Source organism: Cupriavidus pauculus, assembly GCF_003854935.1.
GTDB lineage: Bacteria > Pseudomonadota > Gammaproteobacteria > Burkholderiales > Burkholderiaceae > Cupriavidus > Cupriavidus pauculus_C.
This window is the reverse complement of record NZ_CP033970.1, coordinates 411,441-433,628: the sequence shown is the minus strand read 5'-3', so window position 1 is coordinate 433,628 and position 22,188 is coordinate 411,441. Positions and strand designations below refer to the sequence as shown.

General features: G+C 67.1%; 22 protein-coding genes. 15 read left to right on the top strand and 7 right to left on the bottom strand.

Going from position 1 to position 22,188, the window contains the following annotated elements:
• Positions 1-37: 37 nt before the first annotated feature.
• Positions 38-223, top strand: a complete 186-nt coding sequence (locus EHF44_RS20095; protein WP_124685495.1) for a rubredoxin — start codon at positions 38-40, stop codon at positions 221-223.
• Positions 224-443: 220 nt separating this feature from the next.
• Here the strand turns inward: EHF44_RS20095 and EHF44_RS20090 are convergent, their stop codons facing one another.
• Complete coding sequence (locus EHF44_RS20090; protein WP_092602616.1) at positions 444-626, bottom strand: hypothetical protein; 183 nt, start codon at positions 624-626, stop codon at positions 444-446.
• Between the two features lie 253 nt (positions 627-879).
• Between EHF44_RS20090 and EHF44_RS20085 the strand changes: the two genes are divergently transcribed.
• From EHF44_RS20085 to EHF44_RS20055, 7 genes are all read left to right on the top strand, one after another.
• Positions 880-1,383 (top strand): hypothetical protein, encoded by a 504-nt coding sequence (locus EHF44_RS20085; RefSeq protein ID WP_124685494.1) that lies wholly within the window; start codon positions 880-882, stop codon positions 1,381-1,383.
• Between the two features lie 134 nt (positions 1,384-1,517).
• Positions 1,518-2,687: a cytochrome c oxidase subunit II gene (locus tag EHF44_RS20080; RefSeq protein WP_124685493.1), complete on the top strand. Its 1,170-nt coding sequence runs from the start codon at positions 1,518-1,520 to the stop codon at positions 2,685-2,687.
• Positions 2,688-2,705: 18 nt separating this feature from the next.
• On the top strand, positions 2,706-4,463 hold the full coding sequence (gene ctaD, locus EHF44_RS20075) for a cytochrome c oxidase subunit I (protein WP_124685492.1): 1,758 nt from the start codon (positions 2,706-2,708) through the stop codon (positions 4,461-4,463).
• On the top strand, positions 4,460-5,122 hold the full coding sequence (locus tag EHF44_RS20070; RefSeq protein ID WP_124685491.1) for a cytochrome c oxidase subunit 3: 663 nt from the start codon (positions 4,460-4,462) through the stop codon (positions 5,120-5,122). Before ctaD ends, EHF44_RS20070 begins: the two co-directional genes overlap by 4 nt.
• 11 nt (positions 5,123-5,133) lie before the next feature.
• Positions 5,134-5,826: a heme-copper oxidase subunit III family protein gene (locus EHF44_RS20065; RefSeq protein ID WP_124685490.1), complete on the top strand. Its 693-nt coding sequence runs from the start codon at positions 5,134-5,136 to the stop codon at positions 5,824-5,826.
• Positions 5,827-5,834: 8 nt separating this feature from the next.
• Positions 5,835-6,191, top strand: coding sequence for a cytochrome C oxidase subunit IV family protein (locus EHF44_RS20060; protein ID WP_124685489.1), 357 nt, complete (start codon positions 5,835-5,837; stop codon positions 6,189-6,191).
• A gap of 51 nt (positions 6,192-6,242) precedes the next feature.
• Positions 6,243-7,439: a DUF2252 domain-containing protein gene (locus EHF44_RS20055; protein ID WP_124685488.1), complete on the top strand. Its 1,197-nt coding sequence runs from the start codon at positions 6,243-6,245 to the stop codon at positions 7,437-7,439.
• A 40-nt stretch (positions 7,440-7,479) separates the two neighbouring features.
• On the opposite strand, the gene EHF44_RS20050 is transcribed toward EHF44_RS20055, so the two are convergent.
• The gene (locus EHF44_RS20050; protein WP_124686687.1) at positions 7,480-8,907 is read right to left on the bottom strand and encodes an NAD-dependent succinate-semialdehyde dehydrogenase; all 1,428 of its coding nucleotides are present in this window, start codon (positions 8,905-8,907) and stop codon (positions 7,480-7,482) included.
• Positions 8,908-9,138: 231 nt separating this feature from the next.
• Between EHF44_RS20050 and EHF44_RS20045 the strand changes: the two genes are divergently transcribed.
• The 4 genes from EHF44_RS20045 (at position 9,139) to EHF44_RS20030 (ending at position 13,494) form a co-directional block, all read left to right on the top strand.
• The gene (locus EHF44_RS20045; RefSeq protein WP_124685487.1) at positions 9,139-10,584 is read left to right on the top strand and encodes an MATE family efflux transporter; all 1,446 of its coding nucleotides are present in this window, start codon (positions 9,139-9,141) and stop codon (positions 10,582-10,584) included.
• Between the two features lie 446 nt (positions 10,585-11,030).
• Positions 11,031-11,492 (top strand): tripartite tricarboxylate transporter TctB family protein, encoded by a 462-nt coding sequence (locus EHF44_RS20040; protein ID WP_124685486.1) that lies wholly within the window; start codon positions 11,031-11,033, stop codon positions 11,490-11,492.
• Between the two features lie 13 nt (positions 11,493-11,505).
• Entirely contained in the window at positions 11,506-13,008 is a 1,503-nt protein-coding gene (locus tag EHF44_RS20035) for a tripartite tricarboxylate transporter permease (RefSeq protein WP_124685485.1), read from the top strand.
• Between the two features lie 186 nt (positions 13,009-13,194).
• Entirely contained in the window at positions 13,195-13,494 is a 300-nt protein-coding gene (locus EHF44_RS20030) for a PadR family transcriptional regulator (RefSeq protein WP_124685484.1), read from the top strand.
• Between the two features lie 57 nt (positions 13,495-13,551).
• Here the strand turns inward: EHF44_RS20030 and EHF44_RS20025 are convergent, their stop codons facing one another.
• The 3 genes from EHF44_RS20025 to EHF44_RS20015 form a co-directional block, all read right to left on the bottom strand.
• Complete coding sequence (locus EHF44_RS20025; RefSeq protein WP_124685483.1) at positions 13,552-14,343, bottom strand: DUF4397 domain-containing protein; 792 nt, start codon at positions 14,341-14,343, stop codon at positions 13,552-13,554.
• Positions 14,344-14,884: 541 nt separating this feature from the next.
• On the bottom strand, positions 14,885-15,316 hold the full coding sequence (locus tag EHF44_RS20020) for a PRC-barrel domain-containing protein (protein ID WP_124685482.1): 432 nt from the start codon (positions 15,314-15,316) through the stop codon (positions 14,885-14,887).
• Positions 15,317-15,379: 63 nt separating this feature from the next.
• Positions 15,380-15,892, bottom strand: coding sequence for a BON domain-containing protein (locus EHF44_RS20015; protein ID WP_172966141.1), 513 nt, complete (start codon positions 15,890-15,892; stop codon positions 15,380-15,382).
• Between the two features lie 287 nt (positions 15,893-16,179).
• Between EHF44_RS20015 and EHF44_RS20010 the strand changes: the two genes are divergently transcribed.
• The 3 genes from EHF44_RS20010 to EHF44_RS20000 are packed head-to-tail and all read left to right on the top strand — an operon-like array spanning position 16,180 to position 18,717.
• Positions 16,180-16,941: an SDR family NAD(P)-dependent oxidoreductase gene (locus EHF44_RS20010; RefSeq protein ID WP_124685480.1), complete on the top strand. Its 762-nt coding sequence runs from the start codon at positions 16,180-16,182 to the stop codon at positions 16,939-16,941.
• A gap of 21 nt (positions 16,942-16,962) precedes the next feature.
• Positions 16,963-18,081 (top strand): flavodoxin family protein, encoded by a 1,119-nt coding sequence (locus EHF44_RS20005; RefSeq protein ID WP_172966140.1) that lies wholly within the window; start codon positions 16,963-16,965, stop codon positions 18,079-18,081.
• Between the two features lie 54 nt (positions 18,082-18,135).
• Positions 18,136-18,717, top strand: a complete 582-nt coding sequence (locus EHF44_RS20000; protein ID WP_124685479.1) for a BON domain-containing protein — start codon at positions 18,136-18,138, stop codon at positions 18,715-18,717.
• A gap of 73 nt (positions 18,718-18,790) precedes the next feature.
• On the opposite strand, the gene EHF44_RS19995 is transcribed toward EHF44_RS20000, so the two are convergent.
• Positions 18,791-21,040, bottom strand: coding sequence for a catalase (locus tag EHF44_RS19995; protein ID WP_124685478.1), 2,250 nt, complete (start codon positions 21,038-21,040; stop codon positions 18,791-18,793).
• Positions 21,041-21,174: 134 nt separating this feature from the next.
• The gene (locus tag EHF44_RS19990; protein WP_124685477.1) at positions 21,175-22,185 is read right to left on the bottom strand and encodes a response regulator; all 1,011 of its coding nucleotides are present in this window, start codon (positions 22,183-22,185) and stop codon (positions 21,175-21,177) included.
• Positions 22,186-22,188 lie beyond the last annotated feature (3 nt).

The window sequence follows — 22,188 nt, the reverse complement described above, 5'->3', positions numbered from 1 at the left end:
GGCCCGGACGACCAAATGGATTTCACAGGAGCAAGTGTTGGAGCAGGAAGCGATCGCCTACAAGACGTGGGTTTGCCTGATTTGCGGCTGGGTGTACGACGAGGAACAGGGCTGGCCCGACGACGGCATCGCCCCGGGCACGCGCTGGGAAGACATCCCGGACGACTGGCGTTGCCCCGAGTGCGACGTCTACAAGGCCGATTTCTCGATGATCGAGATCTGAAGCAGGCTTTCAGTGTGATGGGGCGTGCCTGCGCGCCCTGCCAAGCCCGGCCCGGCGGCGGGCACAGCGCCGGTACCGCATGCGATGCGGATGGCCGCAGCGCCACAGCGCCGCGCCGATCGTCAGCACGAGCAGTGCCGCCAAGGCGGCTGCCAGCAGCGTCAGCAACATACGCGCCGCCTTCTCCCGAAGGCGCCTCTCTCTCTCGAAACAGCGGCCGCTAGATCAGCAGCGGCAGCGCCTCCAGCACCAGCACCCCGAGCAGCACACCGATGATCGCGCCCGCGCAACGGCAACTGATGCGCAGCGCCTTGGCGGCCACCGGAATCGCACCCATCGCCAGCAGGCCAACGAGTGCCATGGGGATCAAAAACACAAGATCATGCGCCTGGACGTGGATCATGGCGGTCTCCTGTCTTGCTTCCTTGTGCATCCAGTATAGGCCGTGTGTGGCGAATACAAGGCCGGGGCGCTCAGGGTTGTCCCGCGGTGTTTGAAACGCGTCACGTGCGAGGCGGGCGGCCAGGTATCGCATCGGAGACATGGGCTTCGGCAGGCTTCTGGTGTGGCGCCGGGCGTCCCTCGCTTCTGGCGGCAGGTGTCCTATGCTGGACGCATGATGGCCATCATGCGCCACCGGCCTCCAGGAGGAAGCTATGGAACTGCACATGCATTCGCACCACTACGTGCGTCGTCTGCCGGACTGGTCCGCCGCGGCGGTGTCGGGGCTGGCCGCCGGGGCGCTGCTGCTTGTCGTCGAGCTGTTCTGGTCGTCGATGGTGGCCGGCGTGCATCCGTGGGGCACCACGCGCATGATCGCGGCCATCGTGATGGGGCGCGAGGTGCTGCAGACCTCGATGTTCAGCGTCAGCACCGTCGCCGTGGCGCTGGTCATCCACTTCGTGATCGGCGCGATACTCGGCTGCGTGCTGTGCGCCATCATCGCGCCGTTCCAGCTCGACTCCAGCATTGGCATGTCGATGCTGGTGGGTGCGGTGTTCGGGCTGGTGGTCTACCTGTTCAACTTCTACGTGATGACGGCGGCCTTTCCCTGGTTCGTGCAGGCGCGCGGCTGGCACACGCTGGTGGGGCACCTGCTGTTCGGCATGTGCATCGCGCTGTGCTACTGGAAGCTTGAATCGCGCGATGTCGTGCACTAGGCGCGTGCGCCCGCGCGTACCCACGGGCGACCATGTCGCCTTGCAGTGACCTGAGTCGATGCACTAGGCTTATTCCACGTGCGTGAACGGGCGCACTTGCCGGCCCGTTTCCTTGCGTACGCGAGGGAGGGGACATGGCGATCGCAATCGTGCTCGTCATCATGGTTGCCGCTTCGGTGCTCTTTCATTTCCTGAGCCCCTGGTGGCTGACACCGCTGGCGTCCAACTGGAAGCAGATGGACGACACGCTGATCATTACCCTCGTCATCACCGGCCTGTTCTTCGTCGTCATCAACCTGCTGCTGGGCTACATCGTCTGGCGCTTCCGGCATCGTGACGGCCACCGCGCCGCCTACCAGCCCGAGAACCACCGGCTGGAGCGCTGGCTGATCGGCCTGAGCGCCGTGGGCATCATGGCGCTGCTGGCGCCGGGCCTGATCGTCTATGCCGACTACGTGCGCCCGCCGCGCGAGGCGATGGTGCTGGAAGTGGTGGGCCAGCAGTGGCAGTGGGGGTTCCGCTTCCCCGGCAGGAGCGGCGAACTGGGCACCACCGACGCGCGCTTCGTCAGCGCCAGCAATCCGCTGGGGCTCAATCCCGAGGACCCGAACAGCCAGGACGACATCGTGATCGCCGGCCCCGAGGTGCACCTGCCGCTGAACCGGCCGGTCAAGGTGCTGCTGCGGTCCAAAGACGTGCTGCACGACTTCTACGTCCCGCCGTTCCGCGCGCGCATGAACATGGTGCCCGGCATGGTGACGTCGTTCTGGTTCACGCCCACGCAGGCGGGGCGGTTCGACATCCTCTGCGCCCAGCTATGCGGCGTGGGCCACTACAACATGCGCGGCCACGTGGTGGTGGAGGACGGGGCCGCATTCGACGCCTGGCTGGCGAAACAGCAGACCTTCGCGATGGCCCAGGCACGCGCGGCGCAGCCAGCCGCCGCGCCGGGCACGGGCACCGGCACCGGCCCCACGGGTGGCGGCGACCTGGCCGAGCAGGGCCGGGCGCTGGCGCAGGGCAAGGGCTGCGTGGCCTGCCACAGCGTGGACGGCGGCGCCAGCGTCGGCCCCACCTGGAAGGGCCTGTACGGCACCACGCAGCAGTTTGCCGACGGCAGCAACGCCACCGTCGACGACGCCTTCCTGAAGAAGGAAATCGAGGACCCGCACGCGCGCCTGATCAAGGGGTTCGGCCCGCTCATGCCGAAGACGCCGGTGACCGATGCCGAGGTGGCGGCGCTGTCCGCCTACATCCGGTCGCTGGGCACGGGCGCCACGGCCAAGCCGCAGGCCGGCAAATAGGAGCCCGAGGAGGATACGATGGCCTACGCCGACGACGCCGCGCACCACGGCCCGCAAAGTTTCTGGACCCGCTACGTCTGGAGCCAGGACCACAAGGTGATTGCCGTGCAGTACACGCTGGTGGCCATCTTCGTGGGGCTGGTGGGCGTGGCGCTGTCGAACCTCATGCGCATGCAGCTGGGCTTTCCGGGAAAGTTCGATTTCATCGACCCCAACCGCTACTACCAGTTCGTCACGATGCACGGGATGATCATGGTGATCTACCTGCTGACGGCGCTGTTCCTGGGCGGCTTCGGCAACTACCTGATCCCGCTGATGGTGGGCGCGCGCGACATGGTGTTCCCGTTCCTGAACATGCTCAGCTTCTGGGTCTACTTCCTGTCCGTGATCGTACTGCTGGCCAGCTTCTTCGTGCCGGGCGGGCCCACCGGCGCGGGCTGGACGCTCTATCCGCCGCAGGCCATCCTGCCGGGCACGCCGGGCCACGACTGGGGCATCATCCTGATGCTCGTGTCGCTGCTGATCTTCATCGTCGCGGCCACCATGGGCGGCCTGAACTACGTGACCACGGTGCTGCAGGCGCGCACGCAGGGCATGACGCTGCTGCGCATGCCGCTGGCCGTCTGGGGCATCTTCATGGCGACGATCCTGGCGCTGCTGGCCTTTCCGGCGCTGTTCGTGTCCGGCCTGATGATGCTGCTGGACAAGACGCTGGGCACCAGCTTCTTCATGCCGGCGATGGTCTCCATGGGCCAGCAGCTCAACTACAAGGGCGGCAGCCCGCTGCTGTTCCAGCACCTGTTCTGGTTCTTCGGCCACCCCGAGGTGTACATCGTGGCGCTGCCCGCGTTCGGCATCGTGTCGGATCTGGTCAGCGTGCATTCGCGCAAGAGCATCTTCGGCTACCGCACGATGGTCTGGGCCATCCTGGCAATCGGGCTGCTGTCGGTGGTGGTGTGGGCGCACCACATGTTCGTGAGCGGCATGAACCCGTATTTCGGCTTCTTCTTCGCCACCACCACGCTGATCATCGCGGTGCCCACGGCGATCAAGGTCTACAACTGGGTCATCACGCTGTGGCGCGGCGACATCCACTTCTCGGTGCCGATGCTGTTCGCCATCGCGTTCATCAGCACCTTCGTGATCGGCGGCCTGACCGGGCTGTTCCTGGGCAATGTCAGCGTCGACATTCCGCTGTCGAACACGTACTTCGTGGTGGCCCACTTCCACATGGTGATGGGCGTGTCGCCGATCCTGGTGGTATTCGGCGGCCTCTACCACTGGTATCCCAAGGTCACCGGCCGCATGCTCGACGACACGATGGGCCGCATCCACTTCTGGGTCACCTTCGTCGGCACCTACGCCATCTTCTTCCCGATGCACTACCTGGGCATCCTCGGCATGCCGCGCCGCTACTACGCCTGGGACAACTACAGCTTCATCCCCGAATCGGCGCACGCGATGAACATGTACATCTCGATTGCCGCGTTCGTGGTGGCCACGGCGCAGCTGCTGTTCGTCTTCAACCTGTTCTGGAGCCTGCGGCGCGGGGCGGTGGCGGGGCCCAATCCGTGGCGCGCGGCGTCGCTGGAATGGCAGACGCCGCAGACGCCGCCCGTGCATGGCAACTGGGGCCCGCAACTGCCGGTGGTCTACCGCTGGGCCTACGCGTACAGCGTGCCGGGCGCCCAGGAAGACTTCATCGCCCAGAACGCGCCGCCCGATGCCGGCGGCGCCGAGCCTGAACCGTATTCGAGCCGGGGAGCGATCGCATGACAGCCGAAACCCTCGCACAGACGGGCGCCGCCGTCTTCCGCGCATCGCCGGAGTCATCGGGCAGCGGGCCCGGCGGCGATGCCGCGCACGGCCACGGCCAGCGCGCGCCGGGCAGCACGGGCCTCTGGGTGTTTATGGGGGTGGTCACGTCGCTGTTCGCGCTGTTCCTGACCGCCTACGTGATGCGCATGGACAGCCCGGACTGGCAGCGCATCGCGTTGCCGTGGCAGGTGTGGCTCTCCACCGCGTTGCTGGCCGCCGCCAGCGTGGCGATGGCCATGGCGGCGCGCGCGGCGCGGCGGGGACGGATGCCGCGTGCCCGCACGGCGCTGCGGCTGGGCGGCCTGGGTGCCGTGGCTTTCGTCGCCTCGCAGCTCTGGGCCTGGCAAGCGCTGTACGCGGCGCACGTGGTGCCGGCCAACAATCCCGCCGGCAGCTTTTTCTACATGCTGACGGCGATGCACGGCCTGCACATGATCGGCGGACTGATCGGCTTTGCGTTTGTGGCGCTGGATCGCGGCAGCGGCAGCCGCACGCTGATGCGTATCGGCCTGTGCGCGCGGTACTGGCACTTCCTGCTCGCGGTGTGGGTGGTGCTGCTGGGCGTGCTGGGGTGGCTGACGCCCGAGGTTGTCGACTACCTCTGCGGCAGACGATAGGGAGGGGCGCCATGAGTTCGCAAGTCGCTGTCGAACCGGCCCACGGCCATCCGCCCGGGGGGCTGCGCGGCCTCGTCGCGGACTGGGCCTCTGACGAGCGTGCCTTCCACGTGTCGTGGGGCAAGGCGATGATGTGGATCTTCCTGCTGTCCGACACCTTCGTCTTCAGCTGCTTCCTGGTGGGCTACATGACGGTGCGGATGTCCACCACCGTGCCATGGCCGAACCTGAGCGAGGTGTTTGCCATCGACGTGGGCGGGCATCCGGTGCCGATGCTGCTGATCGCCATCATGACGTTCACGCTGATCACCAGCAGCGGCACGATGGCCATGGCGGTCAACTGCGCCTACCGGCGCGACCGCCTGGCCTGCGCCAAGCTGATGTTCGTGACCGCGTGGCTGGGCGAGGTCTTTGTCTGCATGCAGGCGTACGAGTGGACCAAGCTGATCGTCGTCGAAGGTATCCGGCCATGGGGCAATCCGCTGGGCGCGGCGCAGTTCGGCTCCACGTTCTTCATGATCACGGGCTTCCACGGCTTTCACGTCACGTGCGGCGTGATCTACCTGCTGTTCATCGCCAGCAAGGTGCTGCGCGGCCACTACGACCTGAGCGGCAACTACCAGCCCGTGGAGATCGCCGGCCTGTACTGGCACTTCGTGGACCTGGTCTGGGTCTTCATCTTCGCGCTGTTCTATCTCTGGTGAGGCGAAACATGGCGTCGACTCCCACCCAGGCATCCCCGCATGCCGAACCGGCCGCCGAGCATGGCGGACAGGCCCACCCGATCGGGGTCTACCTGAAGGTCTGGCTGCTGCTGTTCGTGCTGTCCACGCTGTCGTACATGGTGGACTACTACCACCTGACCGGCTACCTGCGCTGGTCGCTGATCCTGCTGTTCATGGCGCTCAAGGCCGGGCTGATCATCGCCGTGTTCATGCACATGGCCTGGGAGCGCATGGCACTGATCTGTGCGATCCTGCTGCCGCCGCTGTGCCTGCTGGTGCTGGTGTGGCTGATGGCGGCGGAAGCGGATTACACTTTCCTCACGCGCGGCGCTTTCTTCCGCTGACGTCGCCATGCGGGCGGCGTGCGCCGCGACGTGCCATCCTGGACCTCGCCCATGCACGCTGCCACCGAAAGCATCCTGATCTACAACCACGGCCGTGACCCGGACCGGCTCACGATGAAGCTGGCCGCGCTGGCGGCCGAGCCGTTCGCGTTCTTCCGCGGCACCAACCATCTCTACGCCGCCGCCCTGCGCGGCGAGATCGGGCTCGACGCGCCGTTGAGCTATGTCTGCGGTGATCTGCACGTGGAGAACTTCGGCTCGTTCAAGGGCGACAACGGGCTGGTCTACTTCGACCTGAACGATTTCGACGACGCGCTGGTGGCGCCCGTTACCGTCGACGTGGTGCGCATGCTGTCCAGCGTGCTCGTGGCCGGGCAGCAGTACCGGCTGTCGGAGGCGGATGCCCGCGTGGCCTGCGCCAACATGCTGTCCGAGTACACGCGGACGCTGCGGGCCGGCAAGCCGCGCTGGATCGAGCGGTCGACCGCGACCGGGCTGGTGGCCACGATGCTGCGCCAGGTGAAGCGTCGCAAGCGCGGCACGCTGCTGGCATCGCATACCGAAACGCGCAATAGCCGGCTGCGGCTGGACCTGGACAAGCACGCGCAGCGCGCCAGCCGTGCGCAACGCGAGCGGGCCGCGCATATCGTCGCGGTCTACTCGCGCCAGACGCATCACGGCCACCGCTTCGTCGCGGAGGACGTGGCTTCCCGCGTGGCGGGCGTGGGCAGCCTGGGGCTGGAGCGCTACGTGGTGCTGGCCCACGAGATGCACATGCCGACGTCGCGCCGGCTGCTCGACGTGAAGCGCGCGATGCCGAGCGCCTGGGAAAGCCCGCGGCACCAGCAGCCGCACTGGGGCAGCGACGGGCAGCGGGTGGCGACGGTGCAGCAGGTCATGCAGGCGGCGTCGCCGGCGCTGCTGTCGTACGTGGCGCTCGACCGGCGCGAGTCGTTCCTGGTCAAGAGCCTGCAGCCGAGCACCGATCGCGTGGACCTGGCGCATTGCCGCGACAAGGCCGCGCTGATCGACGTGCTCACCACCATGGCGCGCGCCGCCGCATGGGCTCACCTGCGCGGCTGCGGCCATCAGGCGGCCGACCGGATCGAGAAACTGCAGGATTTTGCCGCCGGCGGGCGCTGGCAGTCGATGGCGCTGCGCCTGGCGCGGCACGGCCGCGACGTATCGCTGGCGCAGTGGAAGGCGTTTGCGGAAGACTACAGGAAAGCGAGGGGGCTGAAGGCTTGACGGTGGCCCTCTCCCGCGCGGCGGGAGAGGGCCCGTCCGATCAGATCTGCGTGATGAACTTGGTCACCAGGTAGCCATCGAAGGTCTCCTGGCCGCCTTCGCTGCCGATGCCGGAGTCCTTGATGCCGCCAAACGGCGTTTCGGACAGCGCCATGCCGAAGTGGTTGATGTTGACCATGCCGGCCTCAAGCCCGCTCGACACCTGGTGCGCCGTCTTCAGCGAATTCGTGAACACGTACGACGCCAGGCCGTACGGCAGGCTGTTGGCGCGTCGCAGCACTTCGTCAGTGTCCTTGAAGCGCGTCACGGGCGCCACCGGGCCGAACGGCTCGTCGACCATCAGCTTGGCGTCGTCGGGCAGGTCGGTGACGACGGTCGGGGCAAAGAAGAAGCCCTTGTCGCCGATGCGCGCGCCGCCGGCCACGATCTTGCCGCCACGGTGGCTGGCGTCGTCGAGGAACTGCTCCATCGACGCAATGCGGCGCTCATGCGCCAGCGGGCCCATCTGCGTGCCATCGTCCAGGCCGTTGCCCACCTTGATCGAGCCGATCACCTCGGTAAAGCGCGCCAGAAAGCGGTCGTACGCCTTTTCCTGCACGTAGAAGCGGGTCGGCGACACGCACACCTGGCCGGCATTGCGCAGCTTGAAGCGCGCCAGCATCTCGGCTGCCGGCTCGATGTCGGCATCGTCGAACACCAGCACCGGCGAATGGCCGCCCAGCTCCATCGTCACGCGCTTCATGTGGGCGCCGGCCAGGGCGGCGAGCTGCTTGCCCACCGGCACCGATCCCGTGAACGAGATCTTGCGCACGATCGGCGATTCGATCAGGTAGGTCGAGATGTCGCCCGGCACGCCCCAGACGATGTTCAGCACGCCCGGGGGCAGGCCGGCATCGTGGAACAGGCGCGCCAGCGCCACCACGGCGCTGGGCGAATCCTCGGGGCCCTTCAGGATCAGCGTGCAACCGGCGCCGATGGCCGCTACGATCTTGCGGATGGCCTGGTTGAACGGGAAATTCCACGGTGTGAACGCGGCGCAGACGCCAATCGGCTCGCGCACCACGATCTGGCGCACGGCCGGGTTGCGCGGCGGAATCACGCGGCCGTAGATGCGGCGGCATTCCTCGGCATGCCATTCGGCGTGCTCGGCGCAGATCGTGACCTCGGCCACGGCCTCGGCCAGCGGCTTGCCCTGGTCCAGCGTGATGTCGCGGCCGATTTCCCGGGCGCGCGTGCGGGTCAGTTCCGCCACGCGGCGCAGGATGGCCGAGCGCTCCATCGGCGACGTCTTCTTCCAGCTCTCGAACGCGCGCTGCGCGGCCGCCAGCGCGCGGTCCAGGTCTGCCGTGGTGGCGTGGGGCAGCTTGCCCAGCAGTTCCTGCGTGGCCGGATTGATGACGTCCTGCTCGCGCCGGTCGCCTCCCTTGACGAATTCTCCATCGATGTAGAGGGCGAGATCCTGATACACCATGCCTGTCTCCTGTGCGGGGGTGGGACGGCGCGCCGGGGGCGGCGGCCGCGAACGATCGGTCGGAAAAACGCAAGCTTAACGCGTCGGCCCGGAACGCGCACAGAGATCATGTCGGCCGATTATCGGCCGCCGCTGTCGGCGCAACGCCGCTGGCCGCCGTCACGGGCGGGGACTAGACTGACACGTCCGAAACCATGCCGTTGCTGCAGTGCGGAAGAATTCCACCCGATGAAGCCAGACGCCAGACTCACCACCGGCCCGATTGGCCGGACGCTGCTGTTGTTCTCGCTGCCCGTGCTGGGCAGCAACATCCTCCAGTCACTCAATGCCTCGATCAATTCGATCTGGGTCGGCCGATTCCTGGGCGAGGCGGCGCTGACGGCCACGTCCAACGCCAACATCATCCTGTTCTTCCTGCTGGGGGTGGTGTTCGGCATCAGCATGGCCAACACGATCATGATCGGCCAGGCGATTGGCGCGCGCGACGTCGACGAGGCCCGCCGCGTGGTGGGCACGAGCACCACGTTCTTTGTCGCGCTGTCGGTGCTGGCGTCGGCGCTGGGGTTTGCGTTCACGCCGCAGATCCTGGCGGCCATGCATACGCCGGCCGACGCCGCGCCGCTGGCCGTGATCTACCTGCGCATCATCTTCGTGGCGCTGCCGTTCATGTACTTCTACAACTTCGTGATGATGACGCTGCGCGGCGCCGGGGATTCGCGCACGCCGTTCTACTTCATGCTGTTGTCGGCCGTGCTCGACGTCGTGCTCAACCCAGTGCTGATCTTCGGCATCGGGCCGATTCCGGCGCTGGGTATCGCCGGCTCGGCGCTGGCCACGCTGATCGCGCAGCTCACGAGCCTGGCGGCGATGATCGCGCTGCTCTACCGGCGCAAGCACTTCCTGCTGCTGCACCGCTCGCAGCTCGCGCTGCTCAGGCCGGACACGGCCATCCTGCGCGCGCTGGTGGCCAAGGGGCTGCCGATGGGGCTGCAGATGGTGGTGATCTCGTCGTCGGCCATCGTGATGATGTCGCTGGTCAACACCTACGGCTCGCAGACCACCGCCGCCTACGGCGTGGCGTCGCAGCTCTGGACCTACGTGCAGATGCCGGCGCTGGCCGTGGGCGCGAGCGTGTCGTCGATGGTGGCGCAGAACGTGGGCGCCGGGCTGTGGGCGCGCGTGTCGCGCATCACGCAGGTGGGGCTGCTGTTCAACGTGCTGATGACCGGCGCGCTGGTGGCGCTGATCTACCTGTTCAACCGGCATTCGCTGGGGCTCTTCCTGGGCGACGACGGTGTGGCCATCGAGATCGCCCAGCACATCAACCGCGTGGTGCTGTGGTCGTTCATCCTGTTCGGCTTCACGATCGTCGTGTTCGGCACGGTGCGCGCCACGGGCGCCGTCATGGCCCCGCTGGTGATCCTGTTCGTCTCGATGTGGGTGATCCGGCTGCCGTTCGCGTGGATCCTCGGGCCCCGCATCGGCGCGGAATCGATCTGGTGGAGCTTTCCGCTGGGCTCGGTCGTCTCGGTGGTGATGGCCTTCCTGTACTACCGGTACGGCAACTGGAAGCGCAGCCATATCCTGCCGGCGGCACCGCATCCCGCTGCGGTCGGCCAGGCGCCGGACACCAGCATGGGCACCCCGTGCGAGGACGCGGAGCCGGTGCGATAGCGCTCTGCAGGCACGCCGGCGCAAGCAGCCCGGCGTCGCCTGCATGCTGCACACATTCAACGGCATTTCGTATGACCGGACATACGACCTCTGCGCGTTCCAACGTCCCCCGTCCGTAAGCCTTCAGAAAGCTCCGCCCGCCCCATTCGCCGCGCGCCCGCGCGGCGCCGGGCCGCTGCCTTTCACGTTCCTTTCGGTCTCATCTTTCAACTCACTTTCAATGCGCCGGGATTTACATCATGTTGTGATGTAACGACGTCGACCCGCATACGTATGGGAAATCGGGAAATACCCTGAACCCAGACAAATGAAAGGCGCCTGAAAGATCGCGTTCTTATCGTTCGCCCCATCGCGTCGAACGTGTCTGCATTCGCGCGTTCGCAGCGTGGTGCGTCAGAGCCGGCGAGCCGCGCGATACCGCTTTCACTACTTTGAGGAGAATCGTTTTGCGCATACGCAGCCAAAAGGACTTTGCCTCCGGCCTGATGTTCATCCTGGTCGGCCTGGGCTTTTCCTTCGTCGCGCGCGGCTATTCCATGGGGACAGCCGCCAAGATGGGTCCCGGATACTTCCCGTTCCTGCTCGGGCTCGTGCTGGCGCTGCTGGGCGCGGTCGTCACGATCGGTGCCCTGTCGTCCAAGGGCGAGGCAGACCAGCTTGCCCGCTGGGACCTGAAGATCCTGCTGTGGATCCTGGGTTCGGTGGTGCTGTTCGGCCTGCTGCTCAAGCCGCTGGGCATGGTGCTGTCCGTGTTCGTGCTCGTGATCGTCTCCTCGATGGCCAGCCACGAATTCAGCTGGAAGGGTGCGCTGCTGAACAGCGTGGTGCTGGTGCTGATCAGCATGGGCGCGTTCGTGTACGGCATCAACCTGCAGATGCCGGTGTGGCCTGCGTTCATCACCGGTTAAGGAGCCGCCTTCAATGGAATTGTTCGATCACCTTGCCCTGGGCTTCTCCACGGCATTGAACCTGCAGAACCTGGCGTATGCGTTCCTGGGCTGCGTGCTCGGCACGCTGATCGGCGTGCTGCCGGGCCTGGGCCCGCTCGCCACCATCGCCATGCTGCTGCCGGTCACGTACTCGCTGCCCCCGGTGGCGGCGCTGATCATGCTGGCCGGTATCTACTACGGTGCCCAGTACGGCGGCTCCACCACGGCCATCCTGGTGAACCTGCCGGGCGAATCGTCGTCGGTGGTGACCACGATCGACGGCTACCAGATGGCGCGGCGCGGCCGGGCGGGGGTGGCACTGGCCACGGCGGGGCTGGGCTCGTTCTTCGCCGGCTGCGTGGCCACGCTGATCCTGGCCGCGTTTGCCACGCCGTTGTCGGAACTGGCGTTCAAGTTCGGCCCCGCCGAGTATTTCTCGCTGATGGTGCTGGGCCTGATCGGCGCCGTGGTGCTGGCGTCGGGCTCGCTGCCGAAGGCCGTGGCAATGATCGTGCTGGGCCTGCTGATGGGCCTGATCGGTACCGACGTGAACTCCGGTGCCGCACGGTTCTCGTTCGACGTGCCCGAGCTGACCGACGGCATCGACTTCGTCGCGCTGGCCATGGGTATGTTCGGCTTCGCGGAGATCATCGCCAACCTGGAACAGAAGGAAGCGCGCGAGACCTTCACGAACAAGGTGACCAACCTGTTCCCGACCAAGGAGGATTTCAAGCGGATGATCCCCGCCGTGCTGCGTGGCACGGCGCTGGGTTCGGCGCTGGGCATCCTGCCGGGCGGCGGTGCAGCGCTGGCGTCGTTCGCGGCGTACTCGCTGGAGAAGAAGACCTCGAAGTTCGCGCATGAGTTTGGCAAGGGCGCCATCGAAGGCGTGGCGGGTCCGGAATCGGCCAACAACGCCGCGGCGCAGACGTCGTTCATCCCGCTGCTGACGCTGGGCATTCCGCCCAACGCCGTGATGGCGCTGATGGTGGGCGCGATGACGATCCACAACATCCAGCCGGGCCCGCAGGTGATGACCAGCAACCCGTCGCTGTTCTGGGGCCTGATCGCCTCGATGTGGATTGGCAACCTGATGCTGATCATCCTGAACCTGCCGATGATCGGCATCTGGGTGAAGCTGCTGACCGTGCCGTATCGCTTCCTGTACCCGGCCATCCTGACGTTCTGCTGCATCGGCGTGTACTCGGTCAACAACCAGACCTTCGATGTCTTCATGGCGGCGGGCTTCGGCGTGATCGGCTACCTGTTCCTGAAGCTCAAGTGCGAGCCGGCGCCGCTGCTGCTGGGCTTTGTGCTGGGACCGATGATGGAAGAGAACTTCCGCCGCACGCTGCTGCTGTCGCGTGGCGAGTTCACCGTGTTCTTCACCCGTCCGCTGTCGCTGGGGCTGCTGATCGCGGCCGCGGCACTGGTGGCCGTGGTGGCGCTGCCGTCTATCAAGGCGAAGCGCGAAGAAGCGTTCCAGGAAGAATAACGCTCCGTGGCGTTCCTGAACCACCGCGCCGCCCCGGCGGCGCGTCACTAGCAAGCTTTCGGGGTGCCCTGCGTGCACCCCGTTTTTTTGGTAATCCAGCATGAAGAGAGGCCCAGCTGCCGCAATGGCCCAGGGCTGCGCACGATGATCAGAATTCCCGCACCTCTGGCTGCGTCTCCTGCGCCCATGAAGACTCCCTCGCTCGACCGGATCGTCTCCCGGCTCTATATCCTCAAGCTCGTCCAGGCGAGCCCGTCCACGGTATTCAACCTCGTGGAGCGCCTGCGCGAACGCGGCATCGACAAGAACATCCGTGCGCTGCGGCCCGTGCTGCGCAGCCTGATGATGGCGCGCGCCATCACCGCCGAGCTGGTGGAAGGCAACGGCCGCGTGTACACGATCACCGACGAGGGGCGCGCAGAGCTGGACGCCTACCTGTCGCACCTCGACGTGCTGCAGCGCGACGTCGAATCGCCGCAACCATGAGAAACGCCCCGGCACCTTGCGGTACCGGGGCGTTGCCTGGTCAGGCGGGCGGCGCGCTTACTGGGCGGCCGTCTGCGACACCAGTTCCTGGGCCGTCGCGTTGCTGGTGTTGCTCTGGGCCACCAGCACCTTGATGCGGTTCGGCACCACGGCGCCGATGCCGTCGGCCGGGATCGTCGTGATCAGCCAGTCGGCGTTCCGGTTCAGCGTCAGCGAGCCCGAATCGAAGATCACGGTCTTCGTGCCGGCCGTGGTGATGCGCAGGCGGTACGTGCCGCTATCCAGGTATTGCGAGTCCGCGCCCGACGCCGGCACCGCGTTCTTGTACTGCACCGAGGCCATGTTCGGCGACACCGAGTTCAGGTCGGCGGCCGGCGTGGTCAGGTACACGTCCACGTTCTGGGCGTTGATCGAGGCGTTGAAGGTCCGCACGCGTGCCTGCGTGTCGACCAGGCCCTTGCCGTACGGGTCGTCGATCTGGGCGACGTCGGCCGACGTGGTGCCCGGCAGCGCGATGACCGTGTACTTGTGGCCCGTGCGGGCGTCAACGGTGGTCGAGCCGATCTGGGTCGACGTACCGGTCAGGTTGAACGCGAACAGGTTGTTGCCGGTCGACACGTCGAAGTAGCCCGACACGGTCTTGTACGGCACGTTCTGCAGCGACGTCAGCGCGCCATTCTGCAGCACGTCGACGTTCGGGCCCGCCGTCACGGCGTGGATCACGCGCACGGCCGGCTTGCTCAGGCCGATACGGTCGTCGATGCCGTCGTCGCCGCCGCCGCAGGCTGCCAGCACGGCCGTCGTGGCCAGCGCCATGCCCAGAATGATCTTGCGTTTGAATTGCGTCATGTTTTCACCTTTACCGTTGGATCAGGAACGCGCGCGGCATGCACGTTCTTCTTGCTTCGTGGAGTGCAAGGGAGACCGCGCGCGGCATTCGTGCATGCTGAACTGCTGGCAGGCCGCTGTTTGTGCGTGCCGTGATGGAACGATAGGCATCGCGGGCAGGCCAAGGCAGCCGCGCCGCGCCGAAATGACTGTCGGAGAAATCCCACAATTCGGTTGCAAGGCTGACACACGGGTGTACCCGGCGAACATGTACGGTTTGCACGGCCGCGTAGTGCGGCGCTGCATCGCTCGGTGTACCGCCGAGTCCTGACAAGGGCTCGGCCGCCATTCCGGCGCCGCATGCGCCGCCTGTTTGCATCGCCTGCATGGTTTGTAAAAACGACGATGGGCCATGCGGCGGCGCAGGAGTATCTCCGTGCGCATCTGACCGGGCAGGCAGTCCTAGAGTCAGTCCTCTACTGCCGACCGCCCCTTGCGCGAGGCGAGAACGCCCGGGTCATGCCCGGGCGTTTTGCAGTGCGGTCTTGTCGGGCGCTGCCGTTCAGATGGTGCCGCCGACGTTGGTCCAGTACGGCTCGCGGCCGTAGTACTCGTGGACCGTGGCACCCCACTGCGGGTCGGCCATGCGCGGCCAGCTATCCTTGTTGAAGCCCGGGGCGTCCTTGATGCGGTCCGCGGTCAGGCCCAGCCGGAAACACTTGGCGTCGGTGTCCATGACCAGCGCGCTCCACGGAATTGCGTGCAGCGTGTCGCCGATGCCGAGGAAGCCGCCGGTGGTCAGCACCGCATAGGCCACGCGGCCGCTCTGCACGTCGATCATGATCTCCTTGATCTCGCCGACGTGCTCGCCATCTGACGCGTAGACCTTCGTGTCGTCGAGGCTCGATGCGGCCATCACTTCCGGGCCCGGGCCGTCGCCGACGCCGGAGCCCACGATGCCCGCGCCCTGGCCGGATTGAAGATTGGGTTCCATTGCCTGTCTCCTGTGTGTGCAATCGGAACCCTCAGCGGCGCAACAAGCGTGCCCGTGCCGATGTCAGGCCGGGCCGCCGATTTCCAGCGCATTGCGGATCTCGCGGCCGGGCAGGGTCGATTCGGCGATGTGGCCAATGCGTGCTTTGGTTTCGGCGTCGCGCACGCGGCCGCGCAGCACGCAGACGTGATCGTCGAGTTCCACCTTCACCGTGCCCGGATCGACGTATGCCGCCAGCCGTTCGTCCAGCACTTCGCGCTGCTGGACGTCGCCCAGCGGCGCCACGGGGCGCATGTCGTCGTTGTCGTACTGGCCCAGAGACGCCGGGCCCGGCAGCGGACGCGTGCTGTCGGCCAGCGGCGCGGACGGCCCACCGGCGGGCGCGGTGCCGTACATGCCGTGGCGCTCCACGCCAGCCGGTTCGTTGCCGCCGCGCGCGTCGTAGGGCGGGGTGGGCGAGTTGTCGAGGTGGGCCGGCATGGCCTGTTCGTACTCGACCTTGCTGTGGTCGTCGCTGACGGCGCTGTGGCCGCCGTAGCGGTGGTTCGAAAGCGATGGCTTGCTGGGTTCGGACATGGCGGTCTCCAGGAAATCGATGGCGACAAGCGCGACAAGACGCTTCAGGGATGGAAGCGATGCATCGGCCATGCCAGCTTTCAGGGCGCCGTCGTGCGCCGCAGCACGTCCGCGGCCTGTACGGCTGGCGAGTACATTCGGCGCTCCGCATGCGCTTTTTACTGCCTGGGCGTTGCATCGTGTACATGGCGCTCGCACGCGCCGCCCGTCCAGCGCGGTCGCCCAATCCGGCACGCGGGTTGCAAGCGTCTTGTCGTCATCCACAGCTTTCGACAGGAGTACCCGCCATGAAGCGATTCGAGGACAAGGTCGTCATCGTCACCGGTGCCGGCTCCGGAATTGGCGCAGCGGCGGCGCGCCGCTTTGCGCAGGAAGGTGCGGCCGTGGTGCTGGCCGGCCGCACCCGCGAGAAGCTGGAAACCGTGGCGCGTGACCTGCCCGACGACCGCTGCCTGGTGCAGGTCACCGATGTCAGCCAGCTCAACCAGGTAGAGGCGCTGGTGCGCGCGGCCGTGGACCGCTTCGGCAAGCTCGACGTGATGGTCAACAACGCCGGCGTGGCACCGGACGGCCGCGCGACCGAAGCTTCGGTCGAGGACTGGCGCGAAGTGATGTCTATCGACCTCGACGGGGTGTTCTTCGGCGCCCGCGCCGCGCTGCCGCACCTGATGCGCTCCAAGGGCTGCATCGTCAATACCGCGTCGGTGTCGGGGCTGGGCGCGGACTGGAAGCTCGGCTTCTACAACGCGGCAAAAGGCGGCGTGGTCAACCTGACGCGCGCGCTCGCGCTCGATTATGGGCGCGACGGCGTGCGCATCAACGCCGTCTGCCCGACGCTGACCCGCACCGACCTGACCGAGGACATGTTCCAGGACGAAGCGCTGCTGGCCAGGTTTCGGGAGCGCATCGCGCTGGGCCGCACGGCGGAGCCCGAGGATATCGCCGGGGCCATCGTGTTCCTGGCCAGCGACGATGCGCGCTATATCACCGGCGTGAACCTGCCTGTCGACGGCGGGCTTACCGCGTCGAACGGGCAGCCGCCGCAGTAAGGCACGGCCAGGACCGCGCGCATGGCAAGCAGCAAGCCCACCCCCAACGATGCCGGCAATGCCGACGCCGCCCACGACGTCCGAACGGGGCAGGTGACGCAGAAACTGTCGCGCGAGGCGTTCCGCGAGCGCTTTCGCGCGCGGTTCTACGATCCCGCCTTTCGTGCCGAGGACGCCGCCATCGACCGGCTCGAAGCCATTGCCTGGGACGCCTACAGCAAGGGTCGCAAGGCGCCGCTGACCGAAAAAGCCGGGCCGGGTGCCGCCGACCCCGACTATGACGTGTCCGTCGAATGGAAGCAGGCGCGCGACGCCATCGCGGCAGCCCAGCGCGCGCACGACGACGCCAACGCCGCGTCGCGGGTGCTGCTGGTGGTCGGTGCCGCGCGCAACGACTACACGTGCCCCGGCGAGATGTCGAAGTCGTGGCGCATGGCCAGCATTGCCCGCGCGCGGATGGAGGCGCTGGGCATGGAGGTCGACACGCTCGATCTCAGCGTGCTGACGTCAGACCCCGACAAGCACATCCATCCGTGCAAGGGCTGCGTGTCGACGGCCATGCCGCTGTGCCACTGGCCGTGCAGTTGCTATCCGAACCACTCGCTGGGCCAGGTCAATGACTGGATGAACGCGCTCTATCCACGCTGGGTGCGCGCGCATGGCGTGCTGATCATCACGCCGGTCTACTGGTACCAGGCCACCAGCCCGCTCAAGCTGATGATGGACCGGTTGGTCTGCGCCGACGGCGGCAATCCCGACCCGAGCAGTACCCACGGCAAGAAGGTGCCTGAAGCCAAGGCGCTGGAACTGCGCGGCTGGCATTACCCCAAGCACCTTGCGGGCCGTGTGTTCGGCGTGGTCGTGCATGGCGACGTGGCCGGCATCGAAGGCGTGCGGCGCTCGCTCAGTGACTGGCTCGGCTGGATGGGCCTGATCGAGGCCGGCCATCCGGCGCGGCTCGACCGGTTCATCGGCTACTACGCGCCGTATGCGACCTCGCACCGCGCGCTGGACGCTGACACGGCCGTGCAGAAGGAAGTGGAAAACGCCGGCGCGGCAGTGGCGCAGGCGGTACACCTGCGCCGGCGCGGCGAACTGCCAGCGGTCGGCGACGATCTGGCGCCGCCCCGTCCCAAGTGATCGGCACGGTTTTTGCGCCTCCCAGGCTATCCCCGCAGCCTTGAGGAGTGCATCATGTTCGATTTTTTCCGCCGGCACCGGCAAGACGACGCACGCGGTGAGCGCGAGCGCGATGCGGCCGACGATGACATGCGGCGGCGGCAGCAACCGTCAGGCGCCGAGAACTGGCGCGCGCTGTCGCAGCGCGACCAGGCGCAGCGGCGCGATGAGCCGGGCTACGGCGGCGCCGGCTATTTCGGCAGCAGCGACAGCGGCGGGCAATCCTTCAATGGGGCCCAGCGGCTGTATCCGGGCGACCCGGGCTACCGCGCCCATCCGACCCGCCCCGACATGCCCGCCCGCGCCGGCGCTATCCGGCCGCACGGCCCGCGCAACTACCAGCGCGCCGATGCGCGCATCCGTGACGATGTCTGCGAGCGGCTGACCATGCACGACGCGATCGACGTCTCCGAGGTTTCGGTCGACGTGGAAGGCGGCGTGGTCAAGCTGTCCGGCACAGTCGCGGACCGCTACGCGCGCCGCGCCATCGAGGACATCGCCGAAGCGGTGTTCGGCGTGCAGGACGTGGAAAACCACATCCGCGTGCAACGTGGCGATGCGCTGGACCCGTCGGAACGAACGCTCAACCTGAGCTGACCCGCAATCGCTGCCGAGCGAAACCCCTTCCCGGTGCGGGAAGGGGTTGCAGCATCGACAGCGTACCGGCCTGTCAGACCGGGATCTTCAGCGCGTCGGGGCGCTGCCACCAGCGATGCTCGCCCACGGCGTCGAGGAACGCCTGGTGCGTCTTGGCGTCCTCGGCCTTGCCGATCACCACGCCCGGGCCCGCAAAGCCTCCCTGGATGCCCACGCGCCGCGCCGCCTCGGCTACCAGCAGCGCACCGCTGCCACCGGCGCCCACGGCCTTGTAGTGCTTGTAGGATTCGGCGATGAACAGCAGCGCGTTCGGGTCAGGATCGGCGGGCGGGTTCTTGCCGTCCGGCACGTACACGGCATCGAACAGCACCGAGCCCACCGACGACAGCGCAAAGTCCACCGGCAGCGCGGCGCCGCCGGCCGTGGTCACGCTGCTTGCGCGCGGGCCGACGATCTTGGCGCTGGCCCGCATGCCCTCGGCCAGCGCTTGCAGCGACTGGATCGCGGCGTCGTCCACACCGTCGTTGACTAGCACTGCGATCTTGCGCCCGGTGATATCGCCCTTGGGCTGCGCGTCCAGGCTCAGCGCCGGCGATGTCTGCACGCCGTAGTCGTTGATCTGCACGGCCGGGCCCACGGGCTCCACCGGAATGCCAAGCTGCGCGGCCACGCCATCGGCCAGTTCCTGCGCGATGTGCACGATCTGGCCCACCACGCGCGCGCGGATGGCCGGGTCCGACACCTTGGCCAGCTCGAAGCTGTAGGCATCGATGATCTGCTTCTTCTCCACGTCCGACTGGCTGCGCCAGAACAGGTTGGCCTGCGAGAAGTGATCGGCAAACGTCTGGCTGCGGATGCGCACCTTGACCGCGCCGTCCTCGGCCGGCGCCGGGAAGTGGCGGTAGGCGTCCTTGTCGCCGGCCAGGAACGGGCAGCCGCCGCTCACCGAGTTCGGCTGGTAGCTTTCCTTGCCCTGCACGATGGTCTGGCGCATGAAGCCGTCGCGCTGGTTGTTGTGCACCGGGCAGAGCGGACGGTTGATCGGCAGCTCATGGAAGTTGGGGCCGCCCAGCCGCGTGATCTGCGTGTCGATGTACGAGAACAGCCGCGCGTGCAGCAGCGGATCGTTCGTGAAGTCCATGCCGGGCAGGATGTGGCCCGGGTGGAATGCCACCTGTTCGGTCTCGGCGAAGAAGTTGTCCGGGTTGCGGTTCAGTACCATCCGGCCGATGCGCTTCACCGGCACCAGTTCCTCGGGGATAATCTTGGTCGGGTCCTGCAGGTCGAAGCCGAGCTTGAGCATGTCGGCCTCGGGCACGAGCTGCACGCCGAACTCGTACTCGGGATACTGGCCCGCCTCGATCGAGTCCCACAGGTCGCGGCGGTGGAAGTCGGGGTCCTTGCCGTTGATCTTGAGCGCCTCGTCCCAGATCAGCGAATGCGCGCCGCCCACCGGCTTCCAGTGGTACTTGACCAGCGTCGGTTCGCCGCGCGCGTTGATCAGCCGGAACGTGTGGACGCCAAAGCCCTCCATGGTGCGGAAGCTGCGCGGGATGGCGCGGCCGGACATCGTCCAGAGCACCATGTGCATCGATTCGGGCTGCAGCGAGACGAAGTCCCAGAACGTGTCGTGGGCAGAGGCGGCCTGCGGAATCTCGTTGTGCGGCTCCGGCTTCACCGAGTGGACGAAGTCCGGAAACTTGATGCCGTCCTGGATGAAGAAGACCGGCATGTTGTTGCCGACCAGGTCGAAGTTGCCCTGGCGCGTATAGAACTTGGTGGCAAAGCCGCGCACGTCGCGCGCCAGGTCGGCCGATCCGCGTGACCCGGCCACCGTCGAAAAGCGCACGAAGACCGGCGTTTTCTCGCCCACGCGGGTGAACAGCTCGGCGGTCGTGTAGTCCTCCAGCGACTCGGTCAGTTCGAAGTAGCCGTGGGCGGCCGCGCCGCGCGCATGGACCACGCGCTCGGGAATGCGCTCGTGATCGAAGTGCGTAATCTTTTCACGCAGGTGGAAATCTTCCAGCAGCGTGGGGCCGCGCAGGCCCAGCTTCAGCGAGTCGTCGTCCTCCGGAATCTGCAGGCCCGAGTTGGTGGTCAGCGTCTTGCCGGCGTTGGAGACGAGGTTGCCGACGCTCGGCGAGCCCAGCGTGCCGGGGCGGGGCGACAGCCGGTCCGCTACCGCCTTCTCGTAGGTGCCGTCGTTGTTGCTGCCCGATGCGCGGTCCTGGCTCGGGTTGTCGCCCGAGTGCTGCGGCGTGGACTGGCCGCCCTGTGGCGTGGCGGAAGACGATGACGGCTTTGGCGGGGTTTGCTTCGGCATGGCGGATTTCCTCTCTCGAACGATGACGATGTGGAATCGTCCGTTCTGCAGGTTGTGTGCCAAGCCGGAAAGCCGCGCCCACGCTGGGCGCGAAGCAGGATGCGCGCACCGCCGCGCGCGCATCCGTGCAGAAACTACACCATCACCACCTGGTTGCGGCCGTTGCGCTTGGCCTGATAGAGCCCCGCATCCGCCGCTTCCACGAGCTGGCTGAACGGCCCCTTGCCGTCGGGCACCATCACGGCCCCGCCCACGCTGACCGTGACAAAGCCGCTGGTGGGCGACCCGCTGTGCGCAATGCGCAGCGTCTCGATGGCGCGCCGCACCTTCTCGGCCAGCAGCCGCGCGCCCCCCGGCGACGTGGCGGGCAGGATCATCGAGAACTCCTCGCCGCCAAAGCGCGCGGGCAGGTCGGCCGGCCGCGCGCAGTTGTCGCGGATCACGGTGGCCACGCGGCGCAGCACCTCGTCGCCGGCCACGTGGCCGTAGGTGTCGTTGTAGGCCTTGAACGCATCCACGTCCATCATCAGCAGCGCAAGCTGGGTCTGCTCGCGCTGCGCGCGCTTCCACTCGGCGCCCAGGTACTCGTCGAAGTAGCGCCGGTTCGACAGGCCAGTCAGCCCGTCGGAGTTGGTCAGCCGCTGAAGCTCCAGGTTGGTCTCCAGCAGTTGCTGCTGGCTTTGCCGCAGCGCGCGGTACGCCTCGTCGCGCTGCAACAGGTTCAGGTACGAGCGCGAGTGGTAGCGGATGCGGGCCACCAGCTCGATCGTGTCCGGCAGCTTGACCAGGTAGTCGTTGGCGCCGGCGGCAAAGGCCGCGCTCTTCATCGTCGGCTCTTCCTTGGTGGACAGCACGATGATCGGGATGTCGCGCGTGCCGGGGTTCTCGCGGTAGCGGCGCACCAGCGTCAGCCCGTCCGTGCCGGGCATCACCAGGTCCTGCAGGATCACGGTCGGCTGCGTGCGTTCGGCCACGGCCACCGCCTGCTCGGGATCGGCGCAGTAGTGGAAGTCGATGTCGGTCTCGCCGGCCAGCGCGCGGCGGATGGCTTCGCCGATGATGGCCTGGTCGTCCACCAGCAGCACCATCGCCAGGTATTCGTTCGCGGCGGCCGACGGATCGGCCGGATTCCCCTGTCTTGCCATGTT